Source organism: Tabrizicola aquatica, assembly GCF_002900975.1.
Taxonomy (GTDB): Bacteria; Pseudomonadota; Alphaproteobacteria; order Rhodobacterales; family Rhodobacteraceae; genus Tabrizicola; species Tabrizicola aquatica.
The window spans coordinates 967,218-979,693 of sequence record NZ_PJON01000001.1 but is presented as its reverse complement, the minus strand read 5'-3'; the positions used below and the strand labels follow the sequence as shown (position 1 = coordinate 979,693).

The following is a 12,476-nucleotide window of genomic DNA, read 5'->3' as shown; positions in this document are numbered from 1 at the left end:
AAAGGCACGCGCGTCAGCGCACAATTTGAAAACCGCCCCGACCTGCGGGACGGCTACCCAGACCGGGGCCGGGCCAGATAGACGCTGTCGCACCATTCGTCGCGCCACAAGAGCGTCCGCTCCGCCCGATGCGTCTCGTGAAAGCCCAGCCGGTCCAGCAGCCGCAGGCTGGCTGCGTTGCGCGGATCGACCTCGGCGGTCAGGGCCGGCAGGGCAGGGAACTCGGCCTCCAGTTGCGCGATCACCGCCGTCATCGCCTCGAAGCCCAGGCCCTGACCCCAATATGCGGGCGCCAGCAGGAAGCCGACCTCCGGCAAGGCCCAGGCCCCGGCCTTGCCGATCACCACGCCATCCGTCTCGATCAGCCAGTCGCGGCTGTCCTCGGCCTGATCGATCAGGAAGCCCAGCCAGTGCCGCGTCTCACCCAGGGTCTCATGCTCGGGCCGCGACCAATAGCGCATGACGCGCGGGTCCGACATAAGCCGGTGAACCGCCTCCAGATCCGCCCAGACCGCCTGTCGCAGCACAAGCCGCGCCGTGCGCAAGGTCGGAACGCCGGTCACTGTCCCTCTGGTGTCAGCACCATGACGCCGGCCGCCGCTGCCCGCGCCAGGTCGGGGTCCAGCGACATCGGGATGTATTCTCCCCGCCGCCACAACTCGCCCAGATCATCATAGTGCCGCGACAAGGGATGGCCCGACTGTCCAGTCGCGCTGATAAAGACCGATGAATCAGGGTCGGCAAAGTCATAGACCCCGCGATAGCCGGCGGAATGCACGTTCTGATAGGGCTCAGGCCCCTCGCCGCGGCTTACGCCCCGCATTAGCGTGTCGTCTCCGCCCGACGTCGATTGCCGGATGTTGACGAAGTATTTCAGGAACGCCACCTCGCCCAGCACCGGATGGTCGTGGGTCGCCTGGTGCGCATCGCCCCAGCGCCAGCTTTCCAGGTTCGGCCCATAGGTTTCGGCAAGCTGGAGCAGCGCCTCGTCCAGCGCAATCCGGGCAATGTCAGTGCAGCTTTCCACCGCCGCCGACTGGATCACGTCGCACCACACGCTCGCGCCGCCGACGTTGCGGTAGACCCGTTCGATGAAGACCGGAGAGATATGGGTGAAGCTGTCCGCCATGGCCCCGATCTCGTCCCGGATCAGCCGCTGCATCAGCGCCCGCATCCAGGCTTCGGCGATCAGCGGTTCCGGCAGATGCTCGTTCATCTCGCCGTTCCACTCCGCCAGCAGCACCAGCGCCCGCTGGCGCAAGCGTTCCGGCGTGCCCTCCGGCGCCGCTTCCCCGGTGAACCACAGGTCCGCCCCGATCAGCGGCAACAGCGCCCGCGCCGTCGGGTTCACCGTGTCCAACTGCGCTTCGATGAAGCTTTCCCGCGTATGCACCTCGCGCGCCTTCATCAGCGTCAGCCAGCGCTGGATGCGCTGCGTGTCACCCCAGTCAAAGCTGACATGGTTCGGGAAGGGTCGGTCCACCGTCTTGTTGTTGGTATTGCCCAGCAGGCCCGAGGCCGGATCGACGAAGCGCGGGTTTCCTTCATAGGTCAGCACCCCCTTGAACCCGGCCCGCGCATCCGCCCCCAGAACCGGCAGCCGGCCCTGGCCGGGGTTCCCCGCATCCCGTGCGGGCAGGGCGCCCACCACCTGCAGCGCGATCCCGCTGGCATCCGCCAGCGTCAGGTTCTGCGCCGGTGCCACCGCCAACTGGCCCGCCTCCAGCGCCTCGGCCACCGTGCCCGCGCGCATCAGCCGCATCGCCGCCGTCATCGAGGTGTCCGCCCCCGCCAGCGCCGTCCAGGCCAGCGCCGCCACATGGCCGGGCGGGGTGATCGTCGCCAGGTCGTAATGCGTGCCCGGCAGGATCGGCCCATGCCGCGACCAGCGCAGCGTCAGCGTCACGGGATCCGCGTCCTTCACCGTGATGATCGACTGCCGGCTCTCGAACCGCGCCCAGCCGTCGGCGGTGCGATATTCCTCTGTATTCTCGGGGTTCACCTCTTCGATCAGCACGTCCTGGTCATCGACATAGGCCGTGGTCAGCCCCCAGCCCAACCGCTCGGACCGGCCCACCAGCACCACTGGCACCCCCGGGATCGTGCCGCCGATCACCCCGCCCGAGGCCAGTTCCAGCCGCGCCAGGTACCAGATCGTCGGCGCCGTCAGCCCCAGATGCGGGTCGTTGGCCAGAAGGCTCCCCCCCGCGGCCGAGCGTCCGGGCATCGCCGCCCAGGCATTCGATGCCCCCGCCATGCCGGGGTCTGCGACCGGCGAGAACGGCCCCAGCGCAAAGTCCACCGGCCGCGCCTCGGGTGCCACACCCGGCACCAGGCTGGCATAATCGGGCAGGGCGGCCACGCCTTGCCCCGGATCGTCCGGCAGCAGGTCCGCCAGCCGCTCGGGCGACAAGAGCAACGAGACCCGCGCCCGCAGGATCTCTTTCTGCGCCGAGTCGGTCAACTGCAGCGCCATCAGCTTCAGGATCGCGATCGAATCCGCCGGGGCCCAGGCGGAAATCTCGGGCTCGAACAGGAAGAACTCCGGCGCGCCCCGGCCGCGTGCGCCCTGGTTCACCTGGCCGATCCAGGCATTCACCCCGGCCGCATAGGCCTCCAGCGCCGCCTGCGTCTCGGGGTCCTGTGCCGCCACCGCCTCCAGCGCCAGACCATAGAGGTCCAGCCGCCGCATCAGCTCATCGACCTTGACGGTGGGTGGGCCGAACAACTCGGACAGCCGCCCCTGCGCGGTGCGCCGCAGCATGGTCATCTGCCACAGCCGGTCCTGCGCATGGGCGAACCCCAGCGCAAAGAACACGTCCTGATCCGTCGCCCCGAAGATATGCGGCACGTTGTCGTTGTTGCGCACGATCTCGACCGGGGCCGAGATGCCGGGCACGGTGAAGTCCTCGGAATAGTCGATCAGAGAGCGCGACAGGATCCAGTAGGCCAGCAAAAGCACGACCAGCCCCAGCGCGATGGCTCCGGTCAACAGGCGGATCAGCCAGCGAAAGGCGGTCAGCATGGGGGTCCTGTTCTTGACGGCACGGGCGTGATCGGTTCCTAGTCCATCACCCTTGCAAGGGCAATGATCGGGGAATCGACATGGCGAAAGTTGCGTATCTGGGCCTTGGGGTCATGGGCTTCCCCATGGCTGGACATCTGGCGGCCAAGGGGCATGACGTGGCGGTCTACAACCGCACGCCGGCCAAGGCGCAGGCCTGGGCCGCCCAGCACAAGGGCCGCACCGCCGCCACCCCGCGAGAGGCGGCCAAGGGGGCCGAGTTCGTCTTTGCCTGCGTCGGCAACGACGACGACCTGCGCGCCGTCTGCACCGGCCCGGACGGGGCCTTTGCCGGCATGACCCCCGGCGCGATCCTGGTGGACCACACCACCGTCTCGGCCAAGGTGACGCGCAAGCTTGCCGCCCAGGCCGCGGCCATGGGCCTGGCCTTCGTCGATGCACCGGTCTCGGGCGGGCAGGCGGGGGCCGAGAATGGCCAGCTTTCGATCATGTGCGGCGGCGATCCCGCCGATTATGCCCGGGCCGAGCCGGTGATGGCCGCCTATGCCCGCATCTGCCGCCTGCTTGGGCCCTCGGGTTCGGGGCAGCTGGCAAAGATGGTCAACCAGATCTGTATCGCCGGCCTGATGCAGGGCCTGTCCGAGGCTTTGGCCTTCGGCCAGAAAGCCGGCCTTGACGGCGAGAAGGTGGTCGAGGTGATCAGCCAGGGCGCGGCCGGCTCATGGCAGATGATGAACCGGCACAAGACCATGCTGAAGGACGAATTCGACTTCGGCTTCGCAGTGGACTGGATGCGCAAGGACCTTGGCATCTGCCTGGACACCGCCGAAGAGATCGGCGCTCGGCTTCCCGTGACGGCGCTGGTGGACCAGTTCTACAAGGACGTGCAATTGATGGGCGGGGGCAGGGGCGACACCTCCAGCCTGATCCGCCGGTTGAAGTAACCGGCGCAGGGGCAGGGGGGCGCCCCCCGGGCCAGCCCCGTCTAGCCCATCAACGCGACCGCATCCGCCCCCGCCGCAATCCGCAGCGGCGCGGCAGGATCGGTCGCGGCCCGCCAGACCGCCTCGGCCACTTCCTCGGCTTCCGTCACCGGGCCGGGGCCTGTGAGGTTGGCAAAGAGCGCCTGAGCCATCGCGCCATAGGCTTCCGGGATCTCGGCCCCCGTCATCCGCGCGCGCGAGGCCTCGCCAAAGCGGGTGCCCGGCGCGCGTCCCGGCAGCACGGTGACGACCCGGATGCCGAAGGGCGCGACCTCTTCCGCCAGACACTCGCCAAAGGCGTTCACCGCCGCCTTGCTGGCCTTGTAGACCGATAGAAGCGGGACCGTCAGCAGCGTCACGGATGAGGTGACATTGACCACCACCCCCGCCCCGCGCGCCCGCATCTGCGGCAGCACGGCCTTGGTCATGGCGAATGTGCCGAAGGTGTTGGTCTCGAACATCGCGCGCAGCTGGCCCATGTCCATGCCCTCTACCGCCGCCAGGCCCCCGAACCCGGCATTGTTGACCAGCACATCCACCGGCCCCGCCGCTGCCACCGCCGCCGCGATGCTGCCCGCATCGGTCACATCAAGCGGCAGCACGGTCAGGTTGGGCTGGGCGGGCAGGACGTCGTTTGGCCGCCGCATGGTCGCAACGACGCGCCATCCGCGCGCAAGAAACAGCTTTGCTGTGGCCAGTCCAAAGCCCGAGGAACTGCCAGTAATCAAGATCGTCTGCATGATTTTCTATCCACTCCGTGTCATGTCACTGGGATATGGACCGGAAGCGTTGGACGTTCTATAATCTAAAATCCATGTTTCATGCGTGAAAGTCCTGTCATGACCGATCCCCTGGCCGAAATCGTCACGCATCTCCGGCCTGCTGCCCGCTTTGCCAAGGTCGTCGGCGCGGCCGGTCGATGGCAGATCACCCGGGATGGCGATGGCCAACCCTTCTATCTTCTTATCCTTGGTGGAGAGTGCCGCCTGACCCTGACCGGCGTCAGCGAGCCGATCGTTCTGACCGAAGGCGACTTCATCCTTGTGCCCGGTGCACGGGGCGCGCGGCTGACCAGCCTTGAGGCACCCCCGGCGGGCGCCCCGGACGCCCCCCACACCGTCCTGCCCGATGGCGCGTTCCGGGTGGGCAGCACCGACGGCCCGGCTCAGGTGCAGTGGCTTCTTGGCTATTTCGCCTTCGGCTCTCCCGACGCGGCCTTGCTGGTCGCACTTTTGCCCGACTTCGTCCTTGTCCGCAGCCAGCCCCGGCTGACCACCCTTGTCCAGCTGGTCATTGACGAGACCCGGGACGAGCGTCCGGCCCGCGACGTGGTTCTCTCCCGCCTGCTTGAGGTTCTCTTGGTCGAGGCACTGCGCTCGACCGCGACCGCCACCGCGCCCGGCCTTCTGCGCGGGTTAAGCGATGGGCGCCTCGCCTCTGCCTTGCGCGCCCTGCATCAAGACCCCGCCCGCGCCTGGACTGTCGCCGAACTGGCGGCGAAGGCTGCGCTGTCGCGCTCCGCCTTCTTCGCCCGTTTCGCGGCCGCCGTCGGCCTTGCCCCGATGGACTATCTGAAGGCCTGGCGCATGGCCTTGGCAAAGTCGCTGCTGCGCCAGAACCACTCGGTCACCGTGGTCGCGGGCCGCGTCGGCTATGGCTCGGCCAGCGCCTTCAGCACCGCCTTCACCCGCCATGTCGGCACACCACCCGCCCGCTATGCCGAGGGCGGCTGACCCGTTCCGCGGGCGTCGGAAAGTCCTGACAATTCGTTAACGCGAGCGGCCAAGCCCTTGATTTCTCATGGGCTCAAATCCTGCCCACGCGCGGACAGGATCAGGGAATGATCCGCGTATACTTGACCCCGCCCAGCGTGGCCCCCGCGATCAGCCCCTGCTGGCCGAAGATCAGCGCGATGACCGGGTCCAGCTCGGTCGTCTCCTTGCCGATCGAAGCACCCTGTTCGGGGGTCGCATAGCGGACCTCGCCGCTCGCCGCCCAGCCGGACGACCGCCGGAACTCCTCCAGCGCCTCGGGGGTCATGAAGAACAGGGCGTGGGCATATTGCTGCGCCCCGATCTGCAGCCCGATGGTCCCCTTGGCGGCCGAGTAATAGTCGACCGTGGCCCCCTGGATCCGCAGCGCCCCGCGTCCGAAGGCGCCACCCAGACCGAAGCCCGCCTCGGTCATCAGGGGCATGTAAAGCACCCCGTTCGCCCGGCTTGCCAGGTCCTGCGTCCCGGGATACCGGCTGAACAGGAAGTTCTGCGTCGCATCGACCCGCGCGTCGATCTGCGCGCCGCCGTTCGACCCGATCCCGTTGTTGCACCCCGCCAGCCCCAGGGCACCCAGCCCCAGAAGCATCCCGCGCCGGGTTAGTCCGTCCTGAAAATCCATCCGACCGCCCTTTCTGCCTCGCGGGGTCTCATGGCCCCTTGCGCCACAGATACCCCGTTTCCCGCCGGCTGTCATGTCCCGAAGTCCATACCGGCAGTCCCGCGCCTAGGGCAGCAGCGTCCGGTAGAGCGCGAAGTCCTCGGCCGCAGCCTCGGCCAGCAGCGCCTCGGTCGCGGGGGAAAGGTCGGTCGCACCGGGCGGCGAGACGTTCAGGCGCGGCAGGATGATCTCGCAGCCAAGCCGGTCTTCCAGGAAATGGACGAAGGTGTCGATCTCCTCATAGCGAAACAGCCGGTCCACCCCGACCCCCTGGCGCGGCCGCAGGAACTTGGCCTGGCTGCCCACATCCGCCACCTCGGGCCGCGGGTCCTGGCACCAGGCCCGGACGAAGTCGTCAAAGCTGATCCCCGCTGTGGACTTGGCGGCGGGTGTCTCCTCGCGCTGGCGGAAGCGGTACCAGCTGCCCAGCCAGTCGCGCGGCTCTCGCATCAGGGCGACCAGGGTGAATTCATCCTTCGACGCCGCCTCCAGATAGGGGCCGATAAAGCGGCGATACCGATGCACGGTCGTGTGCTTCAACAGCGGCGGGCGCTGGATCGAGACCGAGGCAAGCGATTCGAGCGCGGCCGCGATGGCCGTCGACCCCGTCTTCGGCGTGGCCAGAAAGGCAAGCCTTTGCTCCCAGAACACCAGCACTGCACCACCTCCGCCAAAAGAATCCCGCGTCACGCCCGCTTTCGGACGGCGGCGTAAACTATCCTTTAACCAAACCGGGCAAAAGCTGGCTTTATCGAGAATTTGGTTGAAATGTTCTGCCTTTGTGCTCATAAGCATGAGAACACTTGCGGAACAACGGGCAGGATTGCCGCCCCACGGCGGCTGTGGAATAAGGAGACGGACATGGCGGTGGCAAACCTCCTCGACCTTGGTGGGAAGCGGGATATGGACAAGTCGAAGGCGCTGGAAAGCGCGCTGGCGCAGATCGAACGACAGTTCGGCAAGGGCTCGATCATGCGCCTTGGCGCTGACAGCCCGGCGATGGATATCGAGGCGACCTCGACCGGATCGCTGGGCCTTGATATCGCGCTGGGGATCGGCGGCCTGCCCAAGGGCCGCATCATCGAGATCTACGGGCCGGAATCCTCTGGCAAGACGACGCTGACCCTGCATGTCGTGGCTGAGGAACAGAAAAAGGGCGGCGTCTGCGCCTTTGTCGATGCGGAACACGCGCTGGACCCGCAATATGCCAAGAAGCTGGGCGTCAACCTTGATGAGCTTCTGATCAGCCAGCCCGACACCGGCGAACAGGCGCTGGAGATCGTGGATACGCTGGTCCGCTCGGGCGCGGTCAGCCTGGTTGTCGTCGACTCGGTCGCGGCCCTGGTGCCGAAGGCCGAGATCGAGGGCGACATGGGCGACATGCAGATGGGCAGCCAGGCCCGCCTGATGAGCCAGGCCATGCGCAAGCTGACCGCCTCCATCGGCCGCAGCAACTGCATGGTCATCTTCATCAACCAGATCCGGATGAAGATCGGCGTGATGTTCGGCAGCCCCGAAACCACCACGGGCGGCAACGCGCTGAAATTCTACGCCTCTGTTCGCCTGGATATCCGTCGCATCGGCGCGATCAAGGACCGGGATGAGGTTGTGGGCAACACCACCCGCGTCAAGGTGGTGAAGAACAAGGTCGCTCCGCCCTTCAAGCAGATCGAATTCGACATCATGTATGGCGAAGGCATCTCGAAGGTTGGCGAATTGATCGACATCGGCGTCAAGGCCGGCGTGGTTGAAAAATCCGGCGCCTGGTACTCGTTCCGGGACGAGCGTATCGGCCAGGGCCGCGAGAACGCCAAATCCTTCCTCAAGCAGAACCCCTCGGTCGCGCTGGAGATCGAGGACAAGATCCGCGCGGCCAACGGGCTTGATTTCACGATGGCCGGGGACGAAAGCGAAGTCCTGGACGAATGACCCACTAGCCCCTGCGCACCCAGCGCCGGGTTCCCACGGCGAGCGGAAGTTGCTCGACGGTGGGCAGGGCCAGTGGCGAGCTATAGTCGCAGCATAGGAAAGGCCGGAAGCCCCGCTTCCGGCCTTTTTTCCTTGAAGCCCGGGCCGATGGTGGACAGGCCCGCAACCTGGGGCTACATGGGGGGCCGAATTCCTGCTTTCGCCAAGGACCGCCCCCACATGGCCTCGCTGAACGACATTCGCTCAACTTACCTGGACTTCTTCCGCCGCAACGACCACCGGGTCGTGGACAGCTCGCCCCTGGTGCCGCGGAACGATCCCACGCTGATGTTCACCAACTCGGGCATGGTGCAGTTCAAGAACCTTTTCACCGGGGTCGAGACGCGGGATTACAAACGCGCCACGACCGCGCAGAAATGCGTGCGGGCAGGGGGCAAGCACAACGATCTGGACAACGTGGGCTACACCGCGCGGCACCATACCTTCTTCGAGATGCTGGGGAATTTCAGCTTCGGCGATTATTTCAAGGACCAGGCCATCGCCTTCGCCTGGGAGCTTCTGACCAAGGACTTCGGTCTGGCCAAGGACAAGCTTCTGGTCACCGTCTACCACACCGACGATGAAGCCGCCGACATCTGGAAGAAGGTCTCGGGCTTGACCGACGACCGGATCATCCGCATCGCATCCGACGACAACTTCTGGCGCATGGGTCCGACCGGCCCTTGCGGCCCCTGCACCGAAATATTCTATGACCACGGCGACCATATCTGGGGCGGTCCGCCGGGTAGTGCGCAGGAAGACGGCGACCGGTTCATCGAGATCTGGAACAACGTTTTCATGCAGAACGAACAGTTTGCCGACGGGCGACTGGTTCCGCTGGAGATGCAGTCGATCGACACCGGCATGGGGCTGGAGCGGATCGGGGCGCTGCTGCAGGGCAAGCACGACAACTACGACACCGACCTGATGCGCAGCCTGATCGAAGCCAGTGCGAACGTCACGTCCCAGGACCCTGACGGACCAGGAAAAATCCACCATCGCGTCATCGCCGACCACCTGCGGTCCACCTCGTTCCTGATTGCTGATGGCGTTATGCCCTCGAACGAAGGCCGGGGCTATGTCCTGCGCCGGATCATGCGCCGCGCGATGCGGCATGCCCACATGCTGGGCGCCCAGGACCCGGTGATGCACCGTCTGGTCCCGGCGCTGGTGCGCCAGATGGGCGGGGCCTACCCGGAACTCAGCCGCGCCCAATCGTTGATCGAAGAGACGCTGCGGACGGAAGAGACCAAGTTCAAGCAGACCCTCGACCGGGGTCTGAAGCTTCTGGACGAGGAACTGTCCGGCCTGCCCAAAGGTGGCGCGCTGCCCGGCGCTGCGGCGTTCAAGCTTTACGACACCTATGGCTTCCCCCTCGACCTGACCCAGGACGCGCTGCGCGAAAAGGGGCGTGAGGTCGACATCCAGGGCTTCGACGCCGCGATGGCGGAACAGAAAGCCAAGGCCCGCGCCGCCTGGTCGGGCACCGGGGCGGCTGGCGACGCGAAAATCTGGTTCGAGATCGCCGAAGAACATGGCGTGACCGAGTTCCTTGGCTACGACACCGAAACGGCCGAGGGCGTCGTGACCGTTCTCCTCCGCGAAGGCGCCCCGGTCGGGCAGGCTGCGACCGGCGAGACGGTGCAGATCGTCGTCAATCAGACCCCGTTCTATGCCGAATCCGGCGGCCAGGTCGGTGACGCGGGCCTCATCCGCACCCAGACCGGCACTGCAGAAGTGACCGATGTAAAGAAGGCCGCCGGGGTCTTCATCCACATTGCGAAGGTCACGGAAGGCACTGTCATCAAAGGACAACCCGCGAAGCTGGAGGTCAGCCACGCCCGCCGCTCCGCGATCCGGGCCAACCATTCCGCGACGCACCTTCTGCACGAGGCGCTGCGCCGCACCCTTGGCGATCACGTGGCGCAGCGGGGCAGCCTGAACGCGGCTGACCGGCTGCGGTTTGACTTCAGCCACTCGGCTGCGATTGCGGCCGCGGACCTGTCGGTCATCGAAGCAGAGGTGAACACCTTCATCCGCCAGAACTCGCCCGTCGAGACCCGGATCATGACCCCCGACGACGCCCGGGCCATCGGAGCCCAGGCGCTGTTCGGCGAAAAGTACGGCGACGAGGTCCGTGTCGTGTCGATGGGCACGCTGGAAGGCTCGGGCAAGGGCGCGGATGGCAAGACCTACTCGTTGGAGCTTTGCGGCGGTACGCATGTGCAGCGCACGGGGGACATCGGCGCGATGGTCCTTTTGTCGGAAAGCGCCTCCAGCGCCGGCGTTCGCCGGATCGAGGCGCTGACCGGGCAGGCCGCGCTGGATCACCTGCGCCAACAGGACGCCCGGCTGAACGACATCGCCGCGATCATCAAGGCCCCGGCGAGTGAGCTTGCCGACCGCATCCGCGCGCTGTTCGACGAGCGGAAGGCCTTGGCGAACGAGGTCGCGCAACTGCGCCGCGAAGTGGCGATGGGGGGCAAGACTTCTGGCCCGGAAGCCAAGGAAATCAACGGGGTGAAGTTCCTTGCTCAGGTGCTTTCCGGCGTTTCCGGCAAGGACCTTCCGGCGCTGATCGACGAGATGAAGGCCCGCCTCGGCTCGGGCGCGGTGCTGCTGATCGCCGATACCGGCGCGAAGCCGGCCGTCGCCGCAGGCGTGACCGCTGACCTGACGGACAGGCTCTCCGCCGTCACGCTGGTCAAGGCAGCGGCCGAGGCCCTTGGCGGCAAGGGCGGCGGTGGTCGTCCTGACATGGCACAGGCCGGGGGCGCCGACATCGCCCAGGCCGACGCGGCGATCAAGGCGGCCGAAGCCGCGATGGGGGGCTGAAGCATGCCGACCGCGCTCTGGATTGCCCATGTCCACGTCACCGACGCCGAGGCTTATGGCCGCTACGCCAAGGAAGCCGGTCCCGCCATCGCGGCGCATGGGGGCGTGTTCCTGGCCCGTGGCGGCCGCTATGTCCAGCTTGAGGGGAACGACCGCGCCCGCAACGTGGTCGCCCGCTTCCCCAGCCTGGAAAAGGCGGTGGAATGCTACAACTCGCCCGCCTATCAGGCAGCACTCGTCCATGCCAAGGGCGCAAGCGTCCGCGACCTGATGGTGGTCGAGGAAATCGAGTAGGGTTTTCCTAAACTTCAACGCAGTATCTTCCCCGGCCCCGATGTTTTCTGCTAGATTTTCTGAAAAGAAGGGCCGGGCAGAATGATCCTTTCCATGCTGGGGGCAGGCTGATGTGCCGCTGGGCCGCTTATACCGGCGCGCCGATCTTCCTGGAGGAGATCGTCAGTCGCCCGCAGCACTCGCTGATCCACCAAAGCCATTGCGCCACGCAGTGCCATACCGCGATCAATGCCGATGGATTCGGCATCGCCTGGTATGGCGCAAAGCCGGAGCCGGGCCTTTTCCGTGACGTTCTGCCCGCCTGGTCGGACCCGAACCTGAAAAGCCTGACGGCACAGGTCCAGTCGCACCTGTTCCTGGCCCATGTCCGTGCCAGCACCGGCACCGCGACCAGCCGCAACAACTGCCACCCCTTCACCCATGGCCGGTGGAGTTTCATGCACAACGGCCAGGTCGGCGGCTATGACGCCTTCCGCCGCGACGCCGACATGATGATCCCGGAACACCTGTATCCCCACCGCAAGGGCGCCACGGACAGCGAGGCCTTGTTCCTGGTGGCCCTGGCCGAGGGGTTGGACGACGATCCGCGCGGCGCGCTGGAACGGGCGGCGGCGCGGTTCATCCGGCTGGCCCGGGCCAAGGGGCAGGGGCCGCATCTGCGGATGACGGCGGCGCTCAGCGATGGGCGAAACCTCTATGCGGTCCGCTATGCCACAGATGACGCCGCGCCGTCGCTCTACCATCGCTGGTCAGAGAGCCGGGGCGGAATGGCGGTTGTCTCGGAACCCTTGGAAGCCGAGGAGGAGGGCTGGATCGAGGTTCCCGCCGCCAGTTTCTGCACCTTTGACGGCCAGACCGTCCTCTTGGAGGAATTCCTGCCCTGCCGCCTGGCCGCTGCCGCCTGAACTTTTCGCGAGCGTCTTGCCAAGCGTGCCGCT

At 66.6% G+C, this 12,476-nt stretch carries 11 protein-coding genes; 6 read left to right on the top strand and 5 right to left on the bottom strand.

The annotated features are described in order from the left end of the window. Positions 1–53 precede the first annotated feature (53 nt). Complete coding sequence (locus tag CXR42_RS04765) at positions 54–563, bottom strand: GNAT family N-acetyltransferase (protein ID WP_103256324.1); 510 nt, start codon at positions 561–563, stop codon at positions 54–56. Continuing rightward, the gene (locus CXR42_RS04760; protein WP_103256323.1) at positions 560–3,025 is read right to left on the bottom strand and encodes a penicillin acylase family protein; all 2,466 of its coding nucleotides are present in this window, start codon (positions 3,023–3,025) and stop codon (positions 560–562) included. Before CXR42_RS04760 ends, CXR42_RS04765 begins: the two co-directional genes overlap by 4 nt. A gap of 80 nt (positions 3,026–3,105) precedes the next feature. On the opposite strand from CXR42_RS04760, the gene CXR42_RS04755 reads away from it, so the two are divergent. Then, entirely contained in the window at positions 3,106–3,969 is an 864-nt protein-coding gene (locus tag CXR42_RS04755; protein WP_103256322.1) for an NAD(P)-dependent oxidoreductase, read from the top strand. 41 nt (positions 3,970–4,010) lie between these two features. On the opposite strand, the gene CXR42_RS04750 is transcribed toward CXR42_RS04755, so the two are convergent. Next, positions 4,011–4,748, bottom strand: a complete 738-nt coding sequence (locus CXR42_RS04750; protein WP_103256321.1) for an SDR family oxidoreductase — start codon at positions 4,746–4,748, stop codon at positions 4,011–4,013. Positions 4,749–4,847: 99 nt separating this feature from the next. Here CXR42_RS04750 and CXR42_RS04745 point away from each other — a divergent pair, with 99 nt between their 5' ends. After that, positions 4,848–5,741: an AraC family transcriptional regulator gene (locus CXR42_RS04745; protein ID WP_103256320.1), complete on the top strand. Its 894-nt coding sequence runs from the start codon at positions 4,848–4,850 to the stop codon at positions 5,739–5,741. A gap of 100 nt (positions 5,742–5,841) precedes the next feature. Here the strand turns inward: CXR42_RS04745 and CXR42_RS04740 are convergent, their stop codons facing one another. After that, on the bottom strand, positions 5,842–6,402 hold the full coding sequence (locus CXR42_RS04740) for a lipid-binding SYLF domain-containing protein (RefSeq protein ID WP_103256319.1): 561 nt from the start codon (positions 6,400–6,402) through the stop codon (positions 5,842–5,844). A 105-nt stretch (positions 6,403–6,507) separates the two neighbouring features. Continuing rightward, positions 6,508–7,098 (bottom strand): hypothetical protein, encoded by a 591-nt coding sequence (locus tag CXR42_RS04735; protein ID WP_103256318.1) that lies wholly within the window; start codon positions 7,096–7,098, stop codon positions 6,508–6,510. Positions 7,099–7,302: 204 nt separating this feature from the next. Here CXR42_RS04735 and recA point away from each other — a divergent pair, with 204 nt between their 5' ends. The 4 genes from recA (at position 7,303) to CXR42_RS04715 (ending at position 12,443) form a co-directional block, all read left to right on the top strand. Beyond that, complete coding sequence (recA, locus tag CXR42_RS04730) at positions 7,303–8,370, top strand: recombinase RecA (RefSeq protein ID WP_103256317.1); 1,068 nt, start codon at positions 7,303–7,305, stop codon at positions 8,368–8,370. Positions 8,371–8,589: 219 nt separating this feature from the next. Then, entirely contained in the window at positions 8,590–11,244 is a 2,655-nt protein-coding gene (alaS, locus tag CXR42_RS04725) for an alanine--tRNA ligase (RefSeq protein ID WP_103256316.1), read from the top strand. A gap of 3 nt (positions 11,245–11,247) precedes the next feature. Next, on the top strand, positions 11,248–11,538 hold the full coding sequence (locus CXR42_RS04720; RefSeq protein WP_103256315.1) for a DUF1330 domain-containing protein: 291 nt from the start codon (positions 11,248–11,250) through the stop codon (positions 11,536–11,538). Positions 11,539–11,648: 110 nt separating this feature from the next. Continuing rightward, on the top strand, positions 11,649–12,443 hold the full coding sequence (locus CXR42_RS04715) for a class II glutamine amidotransferase (RefSeq protein WP_103256314.1): 795 nt from the start codon (positions 11,649–11,651) through the stop codon (positions 12,441–12,443). Positions 12,444–12,476: the final 33 nt, after the last annotated feature.